Genomic DNA, 24,131 nt, shown 5'->3' with positions numbered 1-24,131 from the left:
GGCTACGCGCCGAACGCGCCCGGGTGGATCTGCTCCCGTGTCGCCGCGTACTGCTGCCGCACGGCCTGTCCCACCGGCAGTTCCTCGCCGGGTTCCAGGACCTGGGCGGCGGCGCCCTGCCAGGCCGGGGGAGCGGACGGCGACAGCGTGCCCCGGGCGACCCCGAGGGCCCAGGCGGCCTGCCGGGCGGCTCCGAGCGCCGCGTAGTCGGCCGGCTGGGGGACGACGACCTGCGCGCCGAGGAGCGCGGGCGCGAGGGCCTGTACGGCCGTCAGGCCGGCCGAGGCGCCGAGCAGGAAGACCCGCCGCACCTCGACACCGCGCCCGCGCAGGACGTCCATGGCGTCGGCGAGCGCGCAGAGCATCCCCTCGAACGCGGCCCGCGCGAGGTGTTCGGGCTTCATCGACTCGCGCCGCAGCCCGCTGAGGGTGCCCGCGGTGTGCGGGAGGTTCGGGGTCCGCTCGCCCTCCAGGTAGGGCAGCAGGACGAGCCCGGAGGCGCCCGGCGTCGACTTCAGGGCGAGCGCGGAGAGCTCCTCCAGCGACTCGACGCCCAGCATCTCGGCGGTGCCGCGCAGCACCCGTACCGCGTTGGAGGTGTGGACGACGGGCAGGTGCATGCCGGTGGCGTCGGCGAAGGAGGTGATCATGCCGCTGGGGTCGGCGAGGGCCTCGTGGTGCACGGCCATCACGGAGCCGGAGGCGCCGAGCGAGACGACCGCGTCGCCGGGGCCGAGACCGAGACCGAGCGCGGCGGCCATCGTCTCGCCCGTTCCGGCGGAGATGAGCAGCCCCTCGGGGGTGGTGCCGGCGGCCTCGGCGGGACCGAGGACCTCGGGCAGCACGGCCTGGTGCCCGAGGGCGAGTTCCAGGAGGTCGGGGCGGTACGCGCCGGTCCGGGCCGACCAGTAGCCGGTGCCGGAGGCGGCGCCGCGGTCGGTGGTGCGGCGGGCGGGCCGGCCGAGGAGCTGCCAGACCAGCCAGTCGTGCGGCTGGAGGACCATCGCGATCCGCTGGGCGTTCTCCGGCTCCGTACGGGCCAGCCAGCGCAGTTTGGCGACCGGCTGCCCGGAGCCCGGCACGCAGCCGACGGCCTCGGCCCACGCCTGGCGCCCGCCGAGCGACTCGACGAGGTCGGCCGCGGCGACCTGGGCCCGCTTGTCGTTGCCGACGAGCGCGGGCCGTACGAGACCGCCCTGCGCGTCGAGCGGCACGAGCCCGTTCTGTTGGGCCGAGACGCCGATGGCCTGCACGCCCTCCAGGAGCCCGCCGGTCGCGGCCTCCCCGAGGGAGAGCAGCCATGCCTGCGGATCGACCTCGGTGGCCTTGGGTTCGCCCTGGTGTGCGGCGTACCCCTGGCGCAGTACGGCGCCCGTGTCCGTGTCACAGACGACGATGCGCGTGAATCCAGCAGAGCTGTCGAGTCCGGCGACTATCCCCATGGCACATGATTCTGCCGCACGTGGGGGCCCGGCGGGGGCTCAGGTGTTGCTGGTGCCCCAGTCGTCGTCCTCGACCTTGCCGTTGGAGCGCCCGTGCCCGCACAGCGCGTGGAACCGGTCGGTCACGGACGACGGCAGCCTGTCGCCCACCGTGTCACTCACGGCGTGCACCGCCTTGCCCGCGACCTGGCGCCCGGTCTGGGCCGCCGACTCGGCGGCGTTGCGCACGGCCGGGTTCTGCGCGAAGTCCCTGGCGGACTTCTTCATCTCCTCGTACCGCTCGCGTCCGGCCCGCGTGCCGATCACGTAACCGAGGGCAAGTCCCACGACGAACGTCAGCTTGTACCGCACGGCCACCACCCTTCCCTGGAGCTTCCCTGATGCATCGCTGGTGCCCACGGCGATACCGATTGGCGGAGCACCCCCCTGCTTGCGCTAATGTATGTGTCGCAGCGAGCAACCGCCCGCCCGGGACACCCGGAGTGGGTACGTTCGGTGCAAACGCAGCAATCCCCTGTAGCTCAATTGGCAGAGCAGCCGACTGTTAATCGGCAGGTTACTGGTTCGAGTCCAGTCGGGGGAGCGCGCGATCCCCTGTAGCTCAATTGGCAGAGCAGCCGACTGTTAATCGGCAGGTTACTGGTTCGAGTCCAGTCGGGGGAGCAGGACGGAAGAGGACCCTTCGGGGTCCTTTTTCGCGTCTCCGGGAACCAAGCGCGGCGCGACGGGGTCTTCATGGTCAGCAGAGCCGATCATCCGAAGCAGGAGATCGTATGAGCGGCTATGCTGCGGCAGACGGCGCGCACACATGTACGCGCCTCAGCGTTCGGGGCGGTAGCTCAGCCGGTTAGAGCAGCGGACTCATAATCCGTCGGCCGTGGGTTCGAGTCCCACCCGCCCCACCAAGAAAAACGTTCTGACCTGCGAAAACGCCCCTGGAGGGGTGTTTTCGCGTGCGGCGAACGCCTCGCATCGGTGCGGCGAAACGTGCGCTTCTGGTCCGCCGCAACGGGCCTTGACCTTCTTGACCTGGGGTTTTAGGTGGAACCTGGGTGTGGAGCCACGACGATGATCCCACAGCGATCCCACAGCCCTTGCGTGTGACACGCCGCACACTGTGTTGAATTCTGCATCCTTGATGCCCCTCTTGCTTCATCGGTCAGTTGGTCGGAGGCTCGTCGGTGGGGTTCCGGGGCCGCTTGCTCGGTCGGTAGTTGGGGCCGAGTGCGCCACCTCCACCTGCTCCTCGAACCCCTCGCCGTCCACGAGTGCCTGGAGGTAGAGGGGCATGCGCCTGCCATGACCGCGGACGCCGCTCGGGAACACCACATCGCCGCCCTCGTCGTCCTGAACTCGACGCCGATGGGCGGCGGCACTAGCTGAACGATCAGTGGCCAACGGCGCGCAGGCCGCTGATCGCGGCCTCCTGCTAGGGCTCTTGGGCAGGCCGCCACACCCAGCCTCCCTGCCTTCTCGGGCGGTGGCGTCTTTGTGCCCGGGCGCACATGCGACAGCTGTCGGCGAAACCCCGTCTGGCGAGTGCGTGTGACGATCTGACGGCCGTGATCCGGGGACGGTGCCTCGAACAGTCCCCGCTGCGCGGCGGGGCGCGGAGATCCGGCTGCCCGAAGGGAAGCACCGCATCGCGATCGCCGACGACACGGCGGACGTCGTGGGGACGGGGCTATCCCCATCCGGATCCGGACTTCGGTGGGCGTCACCCGGTCCGTCGCGGACCCGGGGTCTCCATGGAGGTCCCGGGCCCTTGCGGTACCCGATGAAAGGAGCAAGCCATGCTGGAGATCGTGGGACTGGGGGAGCGGGAAGAGGCCGTCTACCGCGGCCTCGTGGAGTCCGGCTCCGCCGGCGCCCCCACGTTGGCCCGCGACCTCGGGGTCACCGAGGCGGAGGTGGCTGCTGTGTTGAAGAGCCTGACCGGCCGGGGGTTGGTCACGCCGTCGGGCGACGCGTCGGGGCACCATGTGCCGGCGCCTCCGGCGTTGGCGCTGACCGGGCTGCTCGCTCAGCGCCGCCACGAACTGGCACAGGCGGAGGCCGCTGCCCTGTCCTTGGCCGAGGACTACCGGCGTACGGCGGTCCGGCCGGCCGGGTACGACGTGGTGGACGTGGTGGCCGGCGCCGAGGCCGTGCGCAACCGCTTTGAGCAGGTGCGGGCGTCGGCCACACGGGAGGTGCTTGCCCTGGTGCCGGGCGACACGGTCGCAATGCGCGGGGCCGAGGAGCTGGCTACCGGACGCGGGGTGGGGTACCGGGTGGTGATCGAGCGTCGGGTCCTGGACCGTCCTGGGATCATGGGGCCGCTGGCGGCGGCCCTCGACCGGGGGCAGCAGGTGCGAGTGGTCGATCGTGTGCCCACCGAGCTGCTCGTGTCCGACGGGACGGTGGGCCTGGTGCCCCTCGTCCGGGCCTCGGCCGAACCCTCGGCCGTGGTGGTTCACGCGGCGGGGATGGTGGACGTCCTGGTGGGCCTGTTCGAGGCGGTGTGGGCCGAGGCGAGGCCCGTCGTGCTGACCGCGGGAGGAGCGACGGTGGACGAGCAGGTGGAGGGGCCGGACGAGACCGACGTGCGGATCCTTTCCCTGCTCTTGCTGGGGCAGACCGACTCGATGGTGGCCAAGCAGCTGGAGCTGGGGCTTCGTACGGTGCAGCGGCGGATGCGGCGGCTGATGGAGCTGACCGGCGTCGACACCCGGATGCAACTGGGCTGGCACGTCGCCGAGTCGGGCTGGATCAGCCGGTGAGAGCGCCCGGCGGTGGGCGACCGCGGCGTGCGGGCCGACCACCGTCGGGCAGGTGGGGGATCAGCGCAGGCCGAAGGCCCGGATGACTTCCTGGGTGATGCCGAGTCCGCCCTCGGCCTTGGCGGTGGCCTTGAGGGAGACGAATCCGCCGGGGGTGTCCGGCGTCACGAAGGACGCCTTCCACGCGCCGTCGGCCGTTCGGCTCAACGTGACCGGGGTCCAGGTCCCGCCGTCGTCGTAGGACACGGACAGGGTTGCCTCGGTGGCCTTGGCCTGGTCGGCCAGCCATGCCTGGGTGGCGGCGGACAGGGTGACCTCCGTCCGCGTCCCTGCCTTGGTGTCGCCCGTGAGGTCGGTGTCGACGCCGTAGTCGAGCTGGAGCAGCCGCAGCTTGCCCTTGTTCGGCCCGGTCAGGTCGTCCTTGCCGGACCTGAAGTCCCACTCGGTGTGGGTGCGGACCGAGGTCTTCCAGGCGGCCGAGTCACGGGAGGCGTCCTGGACCAGGGTGTACGGAAGCGTCTCCGCGGGCTGGTCGAAGGTGACGAGCGACTGGAACTGTCCCTGCCTGACCAGGACGCCGTCCCGGTAGAGCGCGAGCGACTCGGTGTCCCCGGGCATGGCGCCGGCGTGGCCCGTGCCGGAGTCGGCCCAGGCGGGCATGTTGAACTGCATGTTGCCGCCGGTGTCGCGGAACGGACCCCAGAACTCGGTGCCCAGGCGCGGCCTCTGCACCGGCGCGAACCAGTCGGCGCGGAAGCGCTTGCCCGGGAGGTAGGCGGACCGGGTGCCGCGCATCTCCAGGCCGGTGCTGGACGTGCCCGGCTGGAACACCGAGTGGTCCTCGTACCAGAGCGCCTTGCCGGTCTGCGGGGTCACCCACTCGGTGCGGGTGGCCGGGTAGGACTCCCACTCCCGGAAACCGACGCCCGCTCCGTACCCGGGGAGGTCGTAGCGGTAGCCGCCGCCGAGCGCCGCGCGGTGGCCGTAGTAGGCGCTGTCCACGCGGGCCAGGTCGTCCTCGTCGGGGGCGTAGGCCAGCGAGCGATCCGGGATGGCGCCGTCGTGCCGGGAGACCAGGTCGTACAGGTACTCCGCGAACTGGTGCTGGTCGACGGTGAGCCGCAGGCCGCCGTCGCGGGCGTCGTCGACGAGCCGTCGGCCGTCCTCGCGGCGCACGGACAGGACCGGGATGGCCGCAGTCGTGCCGCTGGCGCTGTAGGACTCGAGCAGGTTGCCGGCGCCGTCGTTGACGACGAACAGTGCCTTGGCTCCGGCGGCGACCGCGTTCGCCACCCGGTCGGTGGGCTTGACGGCGTCGCTGCGGTCGACGATGACGGCCTTGCCGCGCACGTCCAGTCCGGCGTAGTCGGAGGCGGCACCGTTGCCCGCGTAGACCGCACGCAGCTGGAGTCGCCCGTTGGTGCCGGGTGTGCCGTTCTGCACGGTGACCGGCACGTCGCGGTCGTCGGCGGTCACGTCGTACCGTTCCTGGCCCTGTCGCCAGCGGGTCAGGAAGCTGAAGCCGCCCTCGGTGACCTGCTCGGTCGGAGTCGCCCACAGCTGGTCGTACTTGACCGGGATCGGGTACGCCTCACGGAACACGGCACCGCTGGGAGCGGTCCGGGCCATGTCGTAGCGCCACTGCCGGGTCTCGGACTCCTCGGGCGTTCGGACGCTGATCTTACGGGCCTTGCTCGCATCCAGCGTGATCGTGGTGTCCTTGTCCAGCATCGTCTCGGGGTCGACCAGGAACATCATGGCGAGTGAGTCCGCGCGGTCGCCGGTGGTGTCCATGACGGCCCAGGCCCCGTAGTTGCCGGGGGGCAGCCGCAGGGTCTGCTCGCCGTTCAGCTGGAGAATCGACGGGTCCTGATCGCCGAGCTTGGCGAGCACCACGCGGCCGGTGGCCGGCTTGCCCTGACGGTCGAGGAGCTTGACCGTCAGGTTGTGCAGCTCGCGCTCCTTGTGCAGCGCGAAGCCGGTGTGCGCGGCGACCGCGTCATTGGCGGCGTTGGTGGCGATGACCTGGCCGGAGAAGGTGGTGGCGGCTGGGACCTGGGTCGGGTCCAGGGTGAGCACGGTCTGCGCGGTGCCGCCTGCCGGGACGGTGACCGATGTCCGCGACAGGCTGTAGGCGGCGCTGGTGGTGTCGAGCGTCAGATTGAGCGTGACGTCCGCGGTGCCGTGATTGCGGTACGTGATGGTGCGCTGAGCGGCGGTGTCGGTGGCCGCGTGTGGCCAGTCGTAGGTGGCGGCCGCGACCGAGCCGGTGGCCTCGACGGTGCTGTCGAGGGCGGCCTTGACGTCCAGGCGGCCGGTGCCCATCTGGTACGGCGTGTAGGCGGTGAGCTGCTTGGACGTGGTCATCAGCGCGTCCTTGAGCTGCTGCCCTGTCCAGTCGGGGTGGCGCTGCTTGAGGATCGCGGCGGCGCCGGCGACGTGCGGGGTGGCCATCGAGGTGCCCGACATCGAGCGGTACATGCCGGTGGTGTTCGGGACGGCCTGCGAGGCGGCCGCGTTGATGTTGACACCGGGTGCGGAGATGTCCGGCTTGAGCGCGTACGAGCGCACCAGCGGGCCCATGCTGGAGAAGGACGCGCGCCGGTCGGACTTGTCGACCGCGGCGACGGTCAGCGCCTTTTCGGCCGAGCCGGGCGCCCCGATCGATCCCTCCGCGTACGCGTTGCCGGCCGCGATGACGAACAGTGGGCCGCCGCCGGCGGAGAGCGCGTCGACGGCCTGGGCCATCGGGTTGTCGCCGTCATCGGGGACAGACGAGCCGAGGCTCATGCTGACGACGTCGGCGCCCTCGGCCTTGGCCCACTCCATGGCCTCGATGATCCCCGAGTCGGCGCCGGAGCCCGAGTCGCTGAGGACCTTGCCGATCAGCAGGTCGGCGCCCGGTGCGACGCCCTTGTTCGCGCCGTCCGAGGCGGCGCCGGAACCGGCGATCGTGGAGGCGCAGTGGGTGCCGTGGCCGTGCTTGTCCAGTACTTCCTGGCCGGGAACGAAGCTCTTCGACCCGACGATGTGGTCCTTGACGTCAGGGTGGCTCGGGTCGATGCCCGTGTCGAGGACGGCGACCTTGATGCCCTTGCCGTCGTAGCCCACGGCCCATGCCTGGGGTGCGCCGACCTGCGGCACGGAGTCCTTCAGGGCGGCCTCGACGCGGCCGTCCAGCCACAGCTTCGCTATGCCGCCGCCGAGCGACCGGGCCTTCGGCGAGGCCGCGACATCGGCCCAGAAGGTGTCGAGGCTGCGCTTGTCGGCCTTGAGCGCGGCGCCGTGGATGCTCTCCAGACGCCGGGTCACGGCGCTGCCGTCGGGCGCGGCGGGCAGCGAGCGGGCGGTTGTGTCGGCGTACGTGGCGATCAGCGGCAGGCCGCCGCTGCGCGCGTCGTCGTACCCCATCTCCACGAGCGCCCTGATGTCGAACAGGCGGCGGTCGAGCCGGCCGGCGGCAAGCAGTGCCTCGGCCTTCTCGGGCACCACGTACAGGTGGTCGCCGAACTCCTGGATGCGGACGTTCGGTTCGGCGTCGCCCGGGTCGCCGACGGTGACGACGTCCTGGTTGCCGGGGCCGTCCAGGTAGTGCACCACGTCGCCGGTGACGAGGGTGATGTCGTGCCGGCCGGCAGCGGCGGCGCTGGGCGCGGATGCCTGCGCGCCGGCGGGCTGGGCGGTCGCGGAGCCGAGGGGAATGACGAGTCCGCCGGCGAGCGCGACGATGGTGGCCGCCAGCAGGGTGCGTCGGCCGGTGTGGGCCGGTCGGGGCGCACCGGGTCGGGAGGGTCGTTCACGTGTCATGGGGGCGATCTTGGGGCGGCTCCCCGGGGCGGGACCAGCTCTGAGGGGTGGCGGACTTCCGCCCTCCCGAACCCCGCCAGCACGACGGCGTCGCGACTCCGGTACGCGTCCTGCCGGGGCCGCACCGGCATGCGTCCCGCCCTACAGCCACCCTCGGTCACGTGCGTGCCACCCGAGCTGGAGGCGCGTGTGCACGTTGGCGGCCTCCATTAGGGTGCTCACCCGACGCTGTACCGTGCGGCGTGCCAGGCCGAGCTGCTTGCCTGTGGCCTCGTCGGTGTGTCCGGCGAGCAGGAGTGCGAGGATGCGGCGGTCGAGCGGGGCCGGGGTGAAGTCGGTCCCCCCGCCGTCCGGGTCCAGAGCGTCGCGAAGCTGCACCCCGCGGTCCCACAGCTGCTCGAAGAGTGCCAGGAGAGCGTCGAGGAGTCCGCTCGACCGTATGACGACCGCCCCGGGTTCCGTACTGCCGGGAGTGGCCAGCGGAACCATCGCGAGGGAGCGGTCGGCGATGACCATCTTCACCGGCAGCTCGTCGACGAAGCGCACGTCCTGGCCCCGGTCGAGTGCCGCGAGCAGCTCGTCGTGGATCGAGGAGTCGGCGAGTACGGAGCGGTCGATGAGTCCGCGGCTGACGACGCCGCGCTCGGCGAACGCCGCTACCTCGGCGCCGTTGGAAGCCCCATGGACCGCCATGTACGGCCCACGGGTACAGGCCAGGAACTCCTCGGTCGCGCTGCGTTGCAGATGCCGGAACCAGTGAGCCACCGCCTCCGCCCCGGTGACGGTCTCCACGGCCCCGGCGTCCCCTGCCGTCCAGCGTTCCCGCGCCCGGTGGGCGGACGTCAGCTCCGCGAGCGCGATCCGCGCCTTCTGCAGCTCGTGCTCCCAGGTCAGCAGGGTCGAGGACAGAGCGACATCCGGCGCGGCGGGAACGAGGTCACCCGTGCCGCCGGGACGCGTCGTCATCAGCCCTTTGGCGCGGAGCACGCCGAGTACGGCGACGACTTGGTCCGGGGGGATTCCGGTGTCGTCGGCGAGGCCACCGGGCTCTGACGTGCCTGCCGTGACGGCCGTCCGGTAGACGCGCTCCTCGGCCTCGGTGAGGCCCAGTGCCCGGAGCGAACCCTCCCACGTGTGTTCCATGAACGGGATTGTGTCCCACAAGCGGAATCTCACCTTCAGCAGGGTGGCGCTTATGAGACGCGGCGCAAAAGCGCCAGTCACCTGCGACTTTCCGCGCCGCCCTGATGTGTGACGATCCCCGGGCATCTGTTCCCCACACCCCCGGAGGGCAGCCCTTTGTCCGGCCCGTCTCCGCTGCGCACCAGAGGGCGGCACACTCTCGCCCTCGTCTCCGCGGCAGCCTTCACCGTGGCACTCGCGGTCCAACCCGCCACCGCGGTACCCGCGATCGGCACCCCCTCGGTCGACTCCGCCGGTTCCACCCAGATCCGCTCCGTAACCCTGATCACCGGAGACCGGGTCGATCTGGGCGCCGGGCCGGACGGCCTCCCCACGGTTCAAGTGACCCCGGCAGAAGGTCGCGAATCGATCGGCTTCTACCAGGCGATCGAGGAGAAGGGGTCGGAGAGGTACATATCCGTCATTCCGTCGGACGCGCAGGAACTCATCGCGGCGGACGTCCTCGATGAGCGGCTCTTTGACGTGACCGCGCTCCTCCAGCGTGGGTTCGACGACGCCACGAACGAGCCCCTTCCGCTCCTCCTCGGCTACGCGGGCTCGTCCAGGTCCGCGACCGCCGCCGACCACATCGACGTCACCCGCGCCCTGCCCAGCATCGACGGCGCCGCCGCCACGGTGGAACGCTCCGACCGCGACGATCTGTGGAAGGAGCTCAAGACCGGGGCGAAGGCGCGCGGCATCGGCGGCGGCATCGGCCGCGTCTGGCTCGACGGCACGCGACAGGTCCTGAACGAGCAGCGCAACAACCAGATCGGCGCCCCCACCGCCTGGCAGAACGGCTACGACGGCACCGGCCGTACCGTCGCCGTCCTCGACACCGGTTACGACGCCACCCACCCCGACCTGGCCGGACGGGTCACGGAGGCCGTGGACTTCACGAACAGCGTGATCGGCGTGAAGGACGGTCACGGCCACGGCACCCATGTGGCAGGCATCGTGGCCGGGTCCGGGGCGCAGTCCGGGGGTACGTACAAGGGTGTCGCACCCGGTGCCACGCTCCTCGTAGGCAAGGTGTGCGGCGACTCGGGGCGCTGCACCGAGAGCGACATCCTCGCCGGAATGCAGTGGGCGGCCGGGAAGCACCCTGCGGCGATCAACATGAGCCTGGGCGGTGACCCCACGGACGGCACGGACCCGCTCGCCCTCGCCGTCAACTCCCTGACAGATGAGTCCGGTTCCCTCTTCGTCATCTCGGCGGGCAACTCCGGTGGCGATCTCACCGTGGGCAGCCCCGGCTCGGCGGACGCCGCGCTGACCGTCGGCAGCGTGACCAAGACCGACACCCTCAGCCCCTTCTCCAGCCGCGGCCCCCGAGTCGGGGACTCCGCTCTCAAGCCCGACATCGCCGCACCCGGGCAGGGCATCATCGCGCCCCGAGCCTCCGGCACGACGATGGGCACCCCGGTCGGCACCGCGTACACCAATGCGAGCGGAACCTCGATGGCCGCGCCGGCGGTCGCCGGAGGTGTCGCGCTGCTCGCTCAGCGCCACCCGGACTGGAAGGCCCCGCAGCTCAAGGCGGCACTGATGAGCAGCGCCCAGCCGCTGGACGGTGTCTCCGTGTACGGCCAGGGCGCCGGCCGCCTGGACGTCGCCCGGGCGACCGCCCAGGACCTGGCCGTGACCAGCGCGGGCATCGCCCCCCGGTTCCGCTTCCCCTATCCCGCGAATCCGGTCGTCCGGCCCGTCAGCTACCGCAACGACACCGACACCGCCGTCAGGCTCGACATCAAGCCGTCGGTCAACACCCCCGCCGGCCTGTTCACCGTGGCAGACACGACGCTGACCGTGCCGGCCCACGGCACGGCCGGAACCACCGTCACCGTCGACCCGACCAAGGGCACCGCAGGCACGTACTCCGGGCACCTCGACGCGACCGCCCCGGGCATCCGCCTGACCACGGCGCTCGGTGCCCTCTTCGACATCGAGGCGTACAACCTCACGATCCACGCGACGGGCCGGGACGGCAACGCCCCCACCTCCACGCGCGGTTACCTCATCAACACCGCCGACGGCCGCCAGTACGACCTGCCGGTCCTCACCAGCGGCCGGGGGACAGCCCGGCTGCCCAAGGGCCGGTACGACATCCTCACGTACCTGGAGACCCGCGACGCCGCCGACCCGAAGGCCGCGCCGCAGGTGGCGCTGGTCACGCGGACGAACGTCGAGGTGAGTGGCGACGCGTCGACGACGCTGGACGCCCGTACCGCCAAGCCCATCACGGTCCGGGTCGACAAGGACGACGCCGGACGGGTCTTCGCCGAGCTGTACATCATGGCGGCCGTCACGCCCGCGGAGGGCGGGCGCAGCTCCATCCAGCAGGCGTACGTGTCGGTCTACGGCGCCCGGCACGAGTTCTTCGCCACCCCGACGGAAAAGGTCGACGACCACGTCTTGCGCTTCGCCTACCGGCCCACCCTGGTGCCCAAGGACGCGGCCGGGAACGTGCCGATGCTCACCGCCGACGGCTGGTTCTACAACCTGGTGTTCCTCGGCGACGGCCAGGTTCCGGACGACCTCTCCTACGTCGTGCACGACCGCGACCTCGCCCAGGTGCACACCAAATACCACGGGCACGGCACCATGGAACGGGTCTTCCGTCGCGACCAGCCTATAGTCACCGGCGGAGGCGGCCTCGGCAACGTCCACCAGTTCGTGGAGCCGCTGCCGCTCGCGGACCGGGTGGAGTACTACACGCCCGGCGAGAACATCAACTGGATGCGCACGGCGATCGTCAACGGCGGCGGCAAGCAGGGCATGATCGACGGCTTCGGCACTCTGAAGCCGGGCCGTACGAACACGACGTGGAACCGGAGCCCGGTCAATCCCGACCGGTACTACGGGCAGATCAACATGGGCCAGCGCTCCGACTCGTTCCGCGACGGTGACCAGATCAATCTCATCCACGCGCCCTTCAATGTCGGTGAGTACGGGCATCATGCGCGGATGAACGTCCCCACGGACGCGACCGGTACCACCACCATGTGGCGGGACGGCGAACTGCTCGGCAGCAACGCCACCCCGGTCGGTGCGAAGGTGACCGTGCCCGACGAGACCGCCACCTACACGGTGACGTCCACCGCCGTCCGACAGGCCGGCTGGACCCCGTTGGGCACGAAGTCCGAGACCACCTGGACCTTCCGCTCCGGCAAGCCGGCCGAGGGACAGAAGCCCCTGCTGCCCCTGCTGCTCGCACGACTTGACACAGCCTTCCTCCAGGACGGCATCGACGCACGCGCCGGGAAGTCGCTGCCCGTGACTCTCGACGTGGCCCGGCAGGACACCGACGCCGTGGACCTGCGCGATCTGGAGCTGGCCGTCAGCCACGACGACGGCGTCACCTGGCAGAACGCTCCTGTGCTCCGGACAGGAGCCCGGGGCACGGCGCTCCTGCGCATGCCGGACACGGCGGGCTTCGCGTCGTACCGGATCACCGCGGAGGACGAGGACGGCAACAAGCTCGTCCAGACGATGATCCGGAGCTTCCGCATCGCCCCGTAACCGAACCGGAGCCACACCGAACCAGGACTACACCGAACCGGCCCGCCGGGCCCGCCCCGCCGTGGGGGAGGGGCGCCCGGCGGGCCTTTCGGCATGGGCTTCGCCACGGCGCTATGCCGGGTGGGGGAGTTCCTGTTCCGTCCAGATGGTCTTGCCGGCGTCGCTGAAGCGGACGCCCCAGCTCTGTGCGGCTTCGGCGCAGATGAACAGGCCGCGGCCGCCCTCGTCACTGGTCTGCGCGTGGCGAAGGTGCGGTGAGACGGGGCTGGAGTCGTTGACCTCGAAGGTGAGCGTACGGGCGCCCTTGATCAGGCGGAGCCTGATGGGCGGTGCGCCGTGACGCACGGCGTTGGTGGCCAGTTCGCTGACGATGAGCTCGGTGGTGAGCGAGAGTTCGTCGAGATTCCATTCGGCCAGCGTGCGCCGCGTCCGGGCTCGGGCCGTGGCGATGGCCGCGGGGTCTGCCGGCAGGTCCCAGGTGGAGACGAGGCCGGGGTCGAGTGAGCGGGTCCGCACGAGAAGCAGTACCGCATCGTCGCCGGGGGAAGGGGCCGGAACCGTGCTCACGGCCTCGTCGCGCAGGTCGTCCAGCGGGCGTCCACTGTCCACGAGGATCTGCCGCAGACGGTCCTGCCCAGCCTTCCTCTCCGTCTCGTCGGCGGGAAGGAACGCGCCGGTGTACAGCGCGAGGACGCTCCCTTCGGGCAGTTCGAGGCGCGTGCTCGCGAACGGTGCTCCTTCGCCACCGCCCAGTGGGGGCGCGGAGGGAACGTCGACTGTCCCGGTGGTTCCGTCGGGATACGCGAGTACCGGTCGCGGACCACCGGCGAGGGCGATGACGCAGTTCATGGCCAGCGGGTCGTAGACGCCATAGAGGCAGTCGGCGGTCAGCGTCTGGCTCCGCAGGGGGTCGCCGGGTGGGAGGCCGGCGCGTTCGGCGGCGAGTCGGTTCACCGTGTCGTCGAGGCGGGCGAGGAGTTCGTCGGGTTCCAGGTCGAGCGCGGCCAGGGTATGGATGGCGGTGCGCAGTTGGCCCATCGCCATGGCGGAGTGGATGCCGGTACCGGAGACGCGGCCGACGGTGAGGGCGACGCGCGCGCCGGAGAGCGGGAAGACGTCGAACCATCCGCCCCCGGCCTCGGCCGACTGGGAGAAATGAGCGCTCTCCACAGCGACTTGCGGCTCCGGACGCTGGGGCAGAAGACGGCGTTGCAGGGTCAGGGCGATGGTGTGCTCGCGCGTGTAGCGGCGTGCGTTGTCGATGTGCAGCGCGGTGCGCGCGGCGATGTCCAGGGCGAGGTCGAGGTCCTCGTCCACGAACGGATCGCGGTCGGGGGACCGGAAGAGGCTCAGCGTTCCGTACACGCCGCCCCGGAGGGTCAGCGGGGTGACGATGGCGGAGTGCGCGGGGCCGTCGCCTGGGCGGCTGGTGGCCAGATGAGGTCGTAGGTCGGTCAGTGACCGCAGCCACGCTGCCGGAAAGCGGAACGGGCCCGCCACGGCGCCAAGCGAGTCCCCTCGACGGTCCGTCGAGGCGAAGGACATACGGCGCAGGGGTACGTCGGGTCCGACGGGCGCCGACGGGGGTTCCTCACCGTGGACGACGGGGTCCAACAGGTCGACCTCCGCGGCGTCGGCGAAGGCGGGCACGAGGACGTCGACGAGTTCGCCGCAGGTGACATCCAGCTCCAGCGTCTTCCCCACGTGCTCCCGTACGGCGCTGATGACCCGGGCGCGGGCGAGGGCACGCTCGCGGACGGTGACGTCCACCGCCGCCGTGGAGAGGCCGAGCACCTGGCCGTCGGTGTCCTGGAGCCGGAACACGGAGACGGAGTACGCGTGCTCCTGATTCGGGTCGTTGGGCGGGCGGACGCGCACGAGTCTGTCGACCGCGGGTTCGCCGGTGGCGAGCACGCCGCGCACCAGCGCCGCGGCCTCGTCGGGGTCGGACAACCGGAACACGTCGCCGAGGCGGCGACCGAGCAGGTGTGTGTGGTCGAACGCGCTCATCCCCGACGCGGCGGTGTTCACCCGCAGGACGCGCAGCTGGGGATCCAGTACCTGCATGCCGATGGGTGATTGAGTGAACAGGGCCTTCAGCAGTGCCTGTTCTCGCGCGTCCGCGTTCTCCTGCGATCGGAGAAGGTGGACGCTCCAGCCCGAGCTGCCATCGGGCAAGGCCACGGGCCGTATCGCGAGCCCTGGGACGGGCGCCGGGTTGCCGGGAAGGCGATCCGCATCGACGCCGGCTGCGATCCCGGCTCGGGCCAGCAGCTCGATGACGGGACGGCCGAGGGCTTCGGACCTGTCACGGGCGAACAGGGACCTGGCCTCCTGGCTCCACGCGACCACGACACCCGCTGCGTCGGTCACGAGCAGCGCGTCGTCCGGTGCCATGGGCAGCTCGCCTCCATGTGTTCCCCGACGGCGGGTAGATCAGCCTCGCAGGCCGGGCGCCTGCGTCCGGTCAGGTCCCTCCAGGGTGCCTCGCCCCGAGGGGCGCCGCACATCGGCGCGGCTTGCGGCACCGGAGCCGCGTTGCGCGGCGGCTCGGGAAGAGCGGTCCTGCCGTAGGCGAGCGGGTGACGGTGAATCACGTCGATTCAGGATCGTCGGGCGGGTGCACCGGCGTGGTGCCGCGCGCCCGCATGCGGGCGGTGACCCGGCTGCGGAGGCGTTGGGTGAAAGCGGTCGCGGCCGCGGCGATGAAGACGAAGTTGTAGACGATCTGCAAGGTCACGACGAGCCGTGCCGTCTGGCCGGTGGGGGCGACGTCTCCGTACCCGACGGTCGACATGGTGATGACGGTGAAGTACAGGGCGTCCGTGCGGGTCGCCAGGCCGTCGAACTCGCCATGCTGCCGCGAAAGCGTCAGGTACGCGGTGGCGAAGATGACCAGGGACAGGCCGACCAGGAGCGGGATGCCCAGGGCGGGACGGCCGGACTGGTCGTCGACGAGTACGGAGCGGATCTGCTTGAGCAGCAGGATCGCCAGGATCGTCAGTATGACGACGAAGGTGACCCAGCTGAAGACGGGGCGCGAGGGGCGGAAGACGCTCAGTGGGAGGGTGAAATAGGCGGCGATGAGGACCGTCAGGCCGGAGAGGACCAGGGCCCAGACCCGGAAGTGCGCGGCCTCCTCCTCGGAGCGTGGACGGGGTATGAGTCGTCGCATGGTCCTCCCCTTGCAGCGCCGGCCGGCCCTTGTCCTTCCCTCATCCTGGGGGCCGAGCCGGCCGCTGTCCTGGCGGAGGGGGTGGCGGCGGGGCCGATCGGGGACCGTCCGACTGCTCGGAGGGCGGAGTGGCCCGGTCGTTCGTACGGTGGACTGAGCCTTCCCGCCGCACGCGCGCGGGCGGCGGCTGAGGAGGCTCGTGATGCCTGACGCCATGTCCCGGGTCCGTCGACTGGTTCCCACGTCTTGGAGGTCCTACCTGCCCGGAGCGGCGCAGCTCCGGGCGCAGGCGCCGACGTCGTGGAAGAAGGACGCGACGGTGGGCGCCACGGTCGCGGCGGTCGCCGTGCCCGCGGCCATGGGCATGGCGGAGCTGGCCGGTGTGCCCCCGGTGTACGGGCTGTGGTCCACGATGCTGCCTCTCGTGGCGTACGCGCTCTTCGGCTCCTCGCGGCAGCTGGTCGTCGGTCCCGAGGGCACGCTCTCCGCGCTGACCGCCACCGCCGTGGCGCCACTCGCCGCCGGATCCGGCGACCGCTACCTCGTCCTCGTCGCCGGACTCGCGATGGTCATGGGGGCCGTGCTCCTGGCCGCGTCCGCGCTGCGCCTCGGGTTCATGGCGGACTTCCTGTCGAAGCCGGTGCTCCTCGGCTACCTCAACGGCGTCTCGCTGATCATCATCTCCACCCAGCTCGGCAAACTCCTGGGCCTGTCCGTCAAGTCGACCGAGTTCCTTCCCACCGTGTGGAAGGTGATCCAGAGCCTCGGCAGTGTCCACTTCCCGACGCTGCTCCTCAGCGTCGGGCTCCTCGCCTCGGCCCTGCTCATGCAGCGGTTCACCCCCAAGGTCCCGGGCAGTCTCGTCGTGGTGGTGGTCGCGATCCTCGCCTCCGTCGCCTTCGACTTCGAGGGGCGCGGGATCGCCGTCGTCGGTGACCTCGACGGCGGACTGCCGAAGCTGGGCCTGCCCGGCGTACGGCTGGCGGACCTTCCCGACCTCGTCCTGCCGGCCGCAGGCATGGCGCTCGTCGCCTTCGCCGATGGCAACGCCATCGCGCGTACGTTCGCGACCAAGAACGGCTACGAGGTGAGCGCCAACCAGGAGCTTGCGGCCCTCGGCGCGGCGAACCTCACCTCCGGGCTGAGCGGCACCATGCCCATCGGTTCGAGCGGCTCGCGGACCGCCCTGTCGGATTCGGCCGGCGGCCGCTCGCAGGTCGTGGGACTGGTCGCCGCGGTGATCGTGGGTGTGATCGCGGCGGTCGCGACTCCGCTCATCGCGCCGCTGCCCAAGGCGGCCCTCGGCGTCGTGGTCGTGGCGGCCGCGCTGAAGCTCATCGACGTCGGCGGGATCCTGCGGCTCCGCCGGATCCGCGACGCTGAAGCGGGCCTGGCGGTGTGCGCGCTGATCGGGGTGCTTGCCCTGGGCGTGCTGAATGGACTCCTGGTGGCGGTCGCCCTCTCCATCGGCGTGTTCGTCTACCGGACCGTGCGGCCTCACGACGCCCTCCTCGGGCACCTGGACGACATCGACGGCTACCGCGACATCGAGGAGAACGAGGGCGCGCAGACCCTGCCCGGCCTCGTCGTCTACCGCTTCGACGCGGCGCTCTACTTCCCCAACGTCCCCTTCTTCACCGAACGCCTGAAGACGCTGGTGGCGGGGCAGGAGACACCGGTCCGCTGGGTTCTGGTCAATGCCGAGGCAGTCACGTACATCGACTCGACGGCGGTCGACGCCCTGCGCGAACTACGGGACGACCTGGACGCGCAGGGCGTCGTACTCGCCTTCGCGCGGTGCAAAGCCTCCCTGCGCCGAGTATTCGAGGACACCGGGTTCACCGCAGAGACGGGCGAGCGGCACTTCTACCCCACCGTGCGCGCCGGCGTGGCGGCGTACCGGGAAGCGACGCCGAGCCGGCGACGGGGAGGATTCGGCCAGTGACCATGGGGCCCGTGGAATATCTCGTCCTCGCCTTCCCCGGCAGCCGCTTCTCCGGTGCGATCGCTCCCGCACTCGCCGAGGTGGTCGCCTCCCGGACGGTCCGCATCCTGGATCTGACGTTCATCCGCAGGACGGAGGGCGGGGCGATCGAGCACATCGAGTTGCAGGATCTCGATCCCGGCGAGCTGGCCTCCTTCGCGCCGGTCGATGGCGAGGTCAGCGGTCTGTTCAACCAGGACGACATCCGCACCCTGGGCGAGAGCGTCCCGCCGGGCAGCTCGGCGGCCCTGCTCGTCTGGGAGGACCTGTGGGCCAAGCCCGTCACCGACGCGGTCCGCGCCGCGGGTGGTGAGGTCGTGGTGCACGAGCGCATCACCGCCGCGGCGGCCGAGCGGGCGCTGCTCGCCGTGGGTCCCCGGTCCGACATGCGAGCGAACTGAAGGGTCCTTCACCAGGCCGCTTTTCGGAGGTCCGCTCAACCGTGGAGGGCCGGGCCTGGTCGGCGCCATCGCCCGCACGGCGGTCGTCGCCGGTACCGCCTCCGCGGTCTCCGGGCGCGTACGCCACCACCAGGAGCAGAAGTTCGCCGCGCAGGCCGAGCCGGCCGCCGCTGCCGACCAGCAGCTGTACGCGCAGCCGCCACAGCCCGTACAGCAACCGCAGGCCGTCGCGCAGACGCCTGCGCCCGCGCCGGCTCCGGCCGCCGCCGACGACACGCTCGACCAACTGGAACGCCTCGCGGCGTTGAAGAAGCAGGGCGTTCTGACAGACGCCGAGTTCGAGGCGCAGAAGGCCAGGATCCTGGCCGGCTGACCGGACTCGGCGAGGGGAAAGAAGGGCGGGCCGCCACTCTCGAGAGTGGCGGCCCGCCCGTCCTCGCGCCAGATTCGGCTAGGCCAGGATCTTGGCCTTCGCCTTCTCGAACTCCTCCTGGCTGATGTCCCCTCGCTCCTTCAGAGCCGCGAGCTTGGAGAGTTCGTCCGCGTGGCTGGTGGCGCCTCCCGAACCTGCCGTCTCCTGGACGTACTGGCGGAACGCCTCCTGCTGGTCCTTCGCCTGCTGGACCTCGCGCTCGCCCATGCTGCGGCCACGGACGATCAGGTAGACGAGGACGCCGATGAAGGGCAGTACGAGCACCAGCACGATCCAGAGCGCCTTGCTCCAGCCGCTCAGCGAGTGGTCGCGGAAGATGTCGATCCAGATCTTGATGAGCAGGAAGATCCACATGACCCAGAGGAAGAACCACATCATGGTCAGGAAGACGTCGAGCAGCGGGTAGTCGTCCACGGCAGGGCTCCGATCGGATGAGGACGTTACGTGCGCGGAGGGCGACCGGCCTCCCCGGAGGGTGGCCGGTCGCCCGTCGGTCGCGGCGCCGGGTCAGGCGGGTGAGGTCCCCGTGCCCGCCTTCTCGGCCGGGTCGTGGAGCTTGACCGTGATCTTGTGGATGGTGCCGGTGAAGGCGTTGTCCCACGGGTCGTAGTCGTCCGTGACCGGTGACCAGGCGTCCATGCCGACGTCGGCGGTCTCGCCCGCGAGGGAGTAGATGGCGCCCATGGTGCGGTCGATGCGGCCTTCGCCGACCTGGTCGCCGTTGACGTACAGCCGGCCGGTGGCGCCCTTGTGCAGGCCGCCGCCGTCGTAGTCGAAGTCGAAGCGCAGCTCCACCGGGCCCTCGGGCAGGGGCTTCGCGCCCTCGACCGCGTACTCCTCGCGTGCGAGCCAGTTGTAGACGTACTTCGGTTTGCCGTCCTTGACGTACAGGCTCCAGCCGCCGGTCTGGCCGGCCTGGGAGAGGACCACGCCCTCCGCGCCGCCCTCGGGGACGTCGAGCTGGGCGGTGATCGTGTAGGAGACAGCCTTGGTGTTGATGAAGGTGTTCTCCGTCATCCCCGTCATGCCCGGGTACAGCGTGAGTTCGGTACGTCCCCACATCAGGTCGGGGCGACCCGCGGCGACGGGGTTGAGGCGCTCGAAGGAGCGGTCGTCGAGAGGGTAGACGCCGTACTTCAGCGCCTCCTCGTGGAACAGCCGCTTCATCTCCTCCAGCTTCTCCGGGTACTGGTCGGCCACGTCGTTCGCCAGGCCGAAGTCCTCGGCCATGTGGAACAGCTCCCACGTGTCGTCCTCGAAGCGTTCCACGCGCGGCTTGTGCTCCCAGGGCGCGCGGTGGACGACGGCGGCGAGCCAGCCGTCGTGGTAGATGCTGCGGTTGCCGCTGACCTCGTTGTACTGGGTGGTGTGACGTTCCTTCGCCTGGCCGTCGTCGAAGGAGTAGTTCATCGCCACGCCCGCGACGGGGGTCTGCGGGACGCCGGCGACGACCTTCGGCTCGGGGATGCCGACGGCTTCCAGGACGGTCGGTACGACGTCGATGAGGCTGGTGTACTGGCGGCGCTTCTCGCCCTTGGGCTTGATGCCCTTGGGCCAGTGCACGACCATGCCGGCCATGTTCCCGCCGGCGTGGGCCATCTGGATGCACCAGGTCGCGGGCGTGGACCCGGCCAGGGCCCAGCCGACCGAGTAGTTCGGGTAGGACTTCGGCCCGCCGTAGTCCTCCAGGCGCTTCAGCAGGTAGTCGACGTCCTCGGGCGCCTCGTTGAGGCCGCTCCACTCCACGAACACGCCGTTCTCCTCGCCGATGGAGGAGCCGCCGTTGTCGCCGGCGATGTAGATGAAGAGGGTGTTGTCGAGCTCGCCGATCTCGTCGATCGCGTCGACGAGTCGTCCGACCTCGCGGTCCGCGCTCTCCACCAGGGCCGCGTAGACCTCCATCTGGCGGGAGAACACCTTCTTCTCGTCGTCCGTCAGGGTGTCCCACGTGCCGACGTACGGCGGGTTCTCCGCGAGCTGGGTGTCCGGCGCGACGATGCCCATCGCCTTCTGCCGGGCCAGGATCTCCTCCCGCATCACGTCCCAGCCCTGGTCGAACTTCCCCTTGTACGGGTCCTTCTCCAGCCACTCCTTGGGCGGCGTGTGCGGCGGGTGGCCGGCGCTCTGCGAGTAGTACATGAGAAAGGGGCGGTCCGGGGTGAGGGAGCGGGTGCCCCGCATCCAGGCGATGGCCTGGTCGGTGACGTCGATGTTGAAGTGGTACTCGGGGTCGTTCGGCGTACCGATGTGCGTGGTGCCGTCGATCAGGTTCGGGTTCAGCGAGGACTGCTCGCCGGCGAGGTAGCCGTAGAACTTGTCCCAGCCGCTGCGCGCCGGCCAGCGGTCGAAGGGGCCGCTCATGCTGATCTCGTACGGCGGCACCTCGTGGCACTTGCCGAAGTACGAGGTCACATAGCCCCAACTGCCGAGCACCCGGCCGATGGTGGCGCAGGACTCGGGCCGCACCCCGCTGTCGCTCGGATAGCCCGTGCTGGTGTCCACGACGGTGGAGGTGCTGCACTGGTGCTGATTGCGGCCGGTCAGCAGCGCCATGCGGCTGGGCGAACACAGGGCGTTGACGTGGAAGTTGGTGTAGGTCAGGCCGTTCTCGGCCAGCCGGTCCAGGGTGGGCGTCCGGATCTGCCCGCCGAACGTGGACGGATCCGCGTACGCGAGCTGGTCCATCAGCACGATCACGATGTTCGGGGCGCCCTTCGGCGGGCGGATGTCCTGACGGGGCGGCGGATTCACCCGGCGGTAGTCCGGCTCGGTGATCGGCTCGTACTGCGGCTCGGGGAAGGGCAGCACCTCGCCGGGAAGACCCTGGCCGGGCGACGCGATCGGGACGTAGTCGATCTTCGGCGTGGCGTCCGCAGGTTCACTCATCAGGAACAGACCTTCCCGTCGGGACGAGACAGCAGATCCTCCCTTTCTATCCCGCTCCATACAACCATGCACTTTTTGTCCGATCCGGGAGAATCAACGCGTGGCGGAGTGGGGAACCCACTGCTCCGCTGGTGTGATGGACGCGCGAAACGAAGGGAACAGGGGGAACGCATGCTCGACCAGGCCTCAACCGATGTGCGTACGGGGATGATCCATCTGCCCGGCGGGGACTTCACCATGGGCTCCGACCACGCCTACCCCGACGAGCAGCCCGCCCACCGCGCGCGCGTCGGCGCCTTCTGGATCGACCCGCACCCCGTCACGAACGACGCGTTCGCCGCGTTCGTCGAGGCGACCGGCCACGTGACGCTCGCCGAGATCGCGCCCCGCGCCGAGGACTACCCGGGCGCGCCCGCCGAGCTCCTCGTCGCCGGCTCCTCGGTCTTCCGCAGCCCCGGCCACCCCGTGGACCTCTCCGACGCCTACCAGTGGTGGTCCTTCGTCCCCGGCGCCGACTGGCGCCACCCCTACGGTCCTGACAGCTCGATCGACGGCCTCGGCGACCACCCCGCCGTCCACGTCGGCTACGCGGACGCCCTGGCGTACGCCGCCTGGGCCGGCAAGGAGCTGCCGACCGAGGCCGAGTGGGAGTACGCGGCCCGGGGCGGTTCGGAGGGCACCGAGTACGCCTGGGGCGACGAACTCGTCCCGGGCGGCAGACTCATGGCCAACACCTGGCACGGCGACTTCCCCGTCACCAACCACTCCCCGGACGGCCGGCTCACCACCGCCCCGGTCGGCAGCTACCCCGCCAACGGCCACGGTCTGTACGACATGATCGGCAACGTCTGGGAGTGGACCCACGACTACTACGCGGCCCGCCACCCGGTGGAGGGCGCGGGCTGCTGCGCGGGCAGCGGTACGCGGGCGGGCGGGGCCGGCGGCGACCGGAAGGGCAGCGTGGACCCGGCCCTCGCGGAATTCTCCACACCACGGCGGGTGATGAAGGGCGGCTCGTTCCTGTGCTCGCCGAACTACTGCCGCCGCTACCGCCCCGCCGCCCGGATGCCCCAGGCCGAGGACACGGCCACCTGCCACCTCGGCTTCCGCTGCGTCGTGCGCGACCCGAGCTAGCTTCCGTCCTGTACTTGTCCTGCACGTACTCGCCCTGCACGCAGACGCCCCGCACGTACGCGCCCCGTACGTACTTGCCCTGGCCCTGCCCTGGAGCTGCCCTCCGGAGAGGAACACCGTGGCCGACCCCACTGCCCCCGGCCGGCATCCGAACGCCCACTGGAAACCGGAGCCGGGCTCGCCCGGTGTCCTCTTCCGCCGCCCCCGTCGGGCACTGCGCCTCGGCGCGGCCCAACTGGTCTGCCTGGTCGCGGGCCTCGTCGCCGGTGTCCTCATGCCGACCGTCGAGCTGCACCCGCTGACCGAATCCGGCCCGGTGGTCACCCTGCTGTTCACCATCGGCTTCGGCGTGATCAGCCTGATCACGATCATCTACTCGCTGCTCTTCCTGGTGGTCCAGTGGGCGGCCACTACGTTCACGCCCCGCCTGGGCCTCTTTCGCGACGACCCCATCGTCTGGCGCACGTTCGCCTTCGCCGTGGGCGTCTTCGTCTTCTGTGCCACCGCGGGCCTGACCATCGGCAACCGCGAGCAGGTCTCCGTGGCCGTGCCCGTTTTCGCCGTCCTCCTGACGCTGTGCTCGTTGGCGTTCATGAGGGCCCTGCAGGCGAGGGCGTTCAGCTCCATCCAGCTCGGCCCCGTGCTCGAAGCGATCTCCGCCCACGCCCACCACGTGTTCGACGTGCTCTATGCCAAGCCCTACGACGGGCCGGCCCACCCGGACGACCTCCCCTCCGGTACGGGGAGAGCCGTGCTCTGGCCGCACGCGGGCGCCGTGCTCCAGCAGATCGACGTACCGAGCCTGGTCGAGGCGGCGGCCGCGCACGGCAGCGTGGTGGTGCTCCTCCAGCGCCCGGGCGGCCAGCTGGTCCGTAACCGCCCGGTCGCCCACGTCCACGGCGGCGACCTGCCCGACGACATCGCGCTGTCCACCCTGCTCCCCGGCGTCGAGCGGACCTTCGACCAGGACCCGGAGCTCGCCTTCCGCCTGCTGGCGGACATCGCCCTGCGGGCCCTGTCGGCCGCCGTCAACGACCCGGCGACCGCGGTGCAGGCCCTCGACCACCTGGAGGACGCCCTGCTGCGCCTCGCGACCCAGGACCTCGACGTGGGCCAGGTCAGCGGCACCGGGGGCGTGGTGCGGGTCGTCGTCCCCGTACCGGGGTGGGAGCAGTACGCACGCGGCGCCCTCGACGACGTAGTGGTCGCCGCCCAGGGCTCGCCGATGGCCCTGCTCCGTGTCCACCGGCTGATCCGCCGCGTCCTGGAGGCCTGCCCGGTCGACCGGCGTCCGATCCTGGAATCCCGCCTGGCGTGGGTCGAGGAGAGCGTCTCCGAGCGCTACCCGCGGGTGTGGGAGGCGACCGGCCACGCCTCGTAGGAGGCGCTACGAGCGCGGCGTC

At 70.9% G+C, this 24,131-nt stretch carries 16 protein-coding genes and 3 tRNA genes; 11 read left to right on the top strand and 8 right to left on the bottom strand.

Going from position 1 to position 24,131, the window contains the following annotated elements:
• Positions 1-2 precede the first annotated feature (2 nt).
• Positions 3-1,442: an FGGY family carbohydrate kinase gene (locus OG580_RS11105; protein ID WP_267043492.1), complete on the bottom strand. Its 1,440-nt coding sequence runs from the start codon at positions 1,440-1,442 to the stop codon at positions 3-5.
• A 39-nt stretch (positions 1,443-1,481) separates the two neighbouring features.
• On the bottom strand, positions 1,482-1,793 hold the full coding sequence (locus tag OG580_RS11100; RefSeq protein WP_267047967.1) for a YtxH domain-containing protein: 312 nt from the start codon (positions 1,791-1,793) through the stop codon (positions 1,482-1,484).
• Between the two features lie 159 nt (positions 1,794-1,952).
• Between OG580_RS11100 and OG580_RS11095 the strand changes: the two genes are divergently transcribed.
• From OG580_RS11095 to OG580_RS11075, 5 genes are all read left to right on the top strand, one after another.
• Positions 1,953-2,025 (top strand) — tRNA-Asn (locus OG580_RS11095).
• Between the two features lie 7 nt (positions 2,026-2,032).
• Positions 2,033-2,105: transfer RNA gene (locus OG580_RS11090), tRNA-Asn, on the top strand.
• A gap of 165 nt (positions 2,106-2,270) precedes the next feature.
• Positions 2,271-2,347, top strand: a tRNA-Ile gene (locus OG580_RS11085).
• 319 nt (positions 2,348-2,666) lie between these two features.
• Positions 2,667-2,825 carry a hypothetical protein gene (locus tag OG580_RS11080; RefSeq protein ID WP_267043491.1) on the top strand — a complete coding sequence of 53 codons (159 nt, stop codon included), beginning with the start codon at positions 2,667-2,669 and terminating at the stop codon, positions 2,823-2,825.
• 410 nt (positions 2,826-3,235) lie between these two features.
• Positions 3,236-4,204: a helix-turn-helix domain-containing protein gene (locus OG580_RS11075; protein ID WP_267043490.1), complete on the top strand. Its 969-nt coding sequence runs from the start codon at positions 3,236-3,238 to the stop codon at positions 4,202-4,204.
• Positions 4,205-4,264: 60 nt separating this feature from the next.
• Here the strand turns inward: OG580_RS11075 and OG580_RS11070 are convergent, their stop codons facing one another.
• Both OG580_RS11070 and OG580_RS11065 read right to left on the bottom strand, forming a co-directional pair.
• Complete coding sequence (locus tag OG580_RS11070) at positions 4,265-8,011, bottom strand: S8 family serine peptidase (protein ID WP_267043489.1); 3,747 nt, start codon at positions 8,009-8,011, stop codon at positions 4,265-4,267.
• A 141-nt stretch (positions 8,012-8,152) separates the two neighbouring features.
• Positions 8,153-9,154, bottom strand: coding sequence for a helix-turn-helix domain-containing protein (locus OG580_RS11065; RefSeq protein ID WP_267043488.1), 1,002 nt, complete (start codon positions 9,152-9,154; stop codon positions 8,153-8,155).
• 228 nt (positions 9,155-9,382) lie between these two features.
• Between OG580_RS11065 and OG580_RS11060 the strand changes: the two genes are divergently transcribed.
• Complete coding sequence (locus tag OG580_RS11060) at positions 9,383-12,715, top strand: S8 family serine peptidase (protein ID WP_267043487.1); 3,333 nt, start codon at positions 9,383-9,385, stop codon at positions 12,713-12,715.
• A 111-nt stretch (positions 12,716-12,826) separates the two neighbouring features.
• On the opposite strand, the gene OG580_RS11055 is transcribed toward OG580_RS11060, so the two are convergent.
• Together OG580_RS11055 and OG580_RS11050 are read right to left on the bottom strand one after the other, a co-directional pair.
• Complete coding sequence (locus OG580_RS11055; protein WP_267043486.1) at positions 12,827-15,112, bottom strand: SpoIIE family protein phosphatase; 2,286 nt, start codon at positions 15,110-15,112, stop codon at positions 12,827-12,829.
• A gap of 196 nt (positions 15,113-15,308) precedes the next feature.
• The gene (locus OG580_RS11050) at positions 15,309-15,890 is read right to left on the bottom strand and encodes a potassium channel family protein (protein WP_267043485.1); all 582 of its coding nucleotides are present in this window, start codon (positions 15,888-15,890) and stop codon (positions 15,309-15,311) included.
• 202 nt (positions 15,891-16,092) lie between these two features.
• Here OG580_RS11050 and OG580_RS11045 point away from each other — a divergent pair, with 202 nt between their 5' ends.
• From OG580_RS11045 to OG580_RS11035, 3 genes are read left to right on the top strand one after another with little or no spacing between them, the layout of a single operon-like run.
• Positions 16,093-17,835: a SulP family inorganic anion transporter gene (locus OG580_RS11045; protein ID WP_267043484.1), complete on the top strand. Its 1,743-nt coding sequence runs from the start codon at positions 16,093-16,095 to the stop codon at positions 17,833-17,835.
• Positions 17,836-17,837: 2 nt separating this feature from the next.
• Positions 17,838-18,275, top strand: a complete 438-nt coding sequence (locus OG580_RS11040; protein ID WP_267043483.1) for a DUF6325 family protein — start codon at positions 17,838-17,840, stop codon at positions 18,273-18,275.
• Complete coding sequence (locus tag OG580_RS11035; RefSeq protein WP_323182560.1) at positions 18,181-18,648, top strand: SHOCT domain-containing protein; 468 nt, start codon at positions 18,181-18,183, stop codon at positions 18,646-18,648. Before OG580_RS11040 ends, OG580_RS11035 begins: the two co-directional genes overlap by 95 nt.
• A gap of 78 nt (positions 18,649-18,726) precedes the next feature.
• Here the strand turns inward: OG580_RS11035 and OG580_RS11030 are convergent, their stop codons facing one another.
• Entirely contained in the window at positions 18,727-19,122 is a 396-nt protein-coding gene (locus OG580_RS11030) for an SHOCT domain-containing protein (RefSeq protein ID WP_267043482.1), read from the bottom strand.
• A gap of 93 nt (positions 19,123-19,215) precedes the next feature.
• Positions 19,216-21,594, bottom strand: coding sequence for an arylsulfatase (locus tag OG580_RS11025; protein WP_267043481.1), 2,379 nt, complete (start codon positions 21,592-21,594; stop codon positions 19,216-19,218).
• Positions 21,595-21,765: 171 nt separating this feature from the next.
• On the opposite strand from OG580_RS11025, the gene OG580_RS11020 reads away from it, so the two are divergent.
• Together OG580_RS11020 and OG580_RS11015 are read left to right on the top strand one after the other, a co-directional pair.
• Entirely contained in the window at positions 21,766-22,728 is a 963-nt protein-coding gene (locus OG580_RS11020) for a formylglycine-generating enzyme family protein (RefSeq protein ID WP_267043480.1), read from the top strand.
• 118 nt (positions 22,729-22,846) lie between these two features.
• Positions 22,847-24,109 (top strand): DUF2254 family protein, encoded by a 1,263-nt coding sequence (locus OG580_RS11015; RefSeq protein WP_267043479.1) that lies wholly within the window; start codon positions 22,847-22,849, stop codon positions 24,107-24,109.
• Positions 24,110-24,131: the final 22 nt, after the last annotated feature.

Source organism: Streptomyces sp. NBC_00094, assembly GCF_026343125.1.
Classification (GTDB): Bacteria; Actinomycetota; Actinomycetes; order Streptomycetales; family Streptomycetaceae; genus Streptomyces.
The sequence above is the reverse complement of the archived record's forward strand: the minus strand, read 5'-3'. Positions and strand labels throughout refer to the sequence as shown.

What these genes read in the sequence shown, in the direction of transcription:
- OG580_RS11105 (WP_267043492.1), bottom strand. Translation starts at nt 1,442, where the DNA reads ATGGGGATAGTCGCCGGACTCGACAGCTCTGCTGGATTCACGCGCATC.
- OG580_RS11075 (WP_267043490.1), top strand. Translation starts at nt 3,236, where the DNA reads ATGCTGGAGATCGTGGGACTGGGGGAGCGGGAAGAGGCCGTCTACCGC.
- OG580_RS11070 (WP_267043489.1), bottom strand. Translation starts at nt 8,011, where the DNA reads ATGACACGTGAACGACCCTCCCGACCCGGTGCGCCCCGACCGGCCCAC.
- OG580_RS11065 (WP_267043488.1), bottom strand. Translation starts at nt 9,154, where the DNA reads ATGGAACACACGTGGGAGGGTTCGCTCCGGGCACTGGGCCTCACCGAG.
- OG580_RS11055 (WP_267043486.1), bottom strand. Translation starts at nt 15,112, where the DNA reads ATGGCACCGGACGACGCGCTGCTCGTGACCGACGCAGCGGGTGTCGTG.
- OG580_RS11050 (WP_267043485.1), bottom strand. Translation starts at nt 15,890, where the DNA reads ATGCGACGACTCATACCCCGTCCACGCTCCGAGGAGGAGGCCGCGCAC.
- OG580_RS11045 (WP_267043484.1), top strand. Translation starts at nt 16,093, where the DNA reads ATGCCTGACGCCATGTCCCGGGTCCGTCGACTGGTTCCCACGTCTTGG.
- OG580_RS11040 (WP_267043483.1), top strand. Translation starts at nt 17,838, where the DNA reads ATGGGGCCCGTGGAATATCTCGTCCTCGCCTTCCCCGGCAGCCGCTTC.
- OG580_RS11025 (WP_267043481.1), bottom strand. Translation starts at nt 21,594, where the DNA reads ATGAGTGAACCTGCGGACGCCACGCCGAAGATCGACTACGTCCCGATC.
- OG580_RS11020 (WP_267043480.1), top strand. Translation starts at nt 21,766, where the DNA reads ATGCTCGACCAGGCCTCAACCGATGTGCGTACGGGGATGATCCATCTG.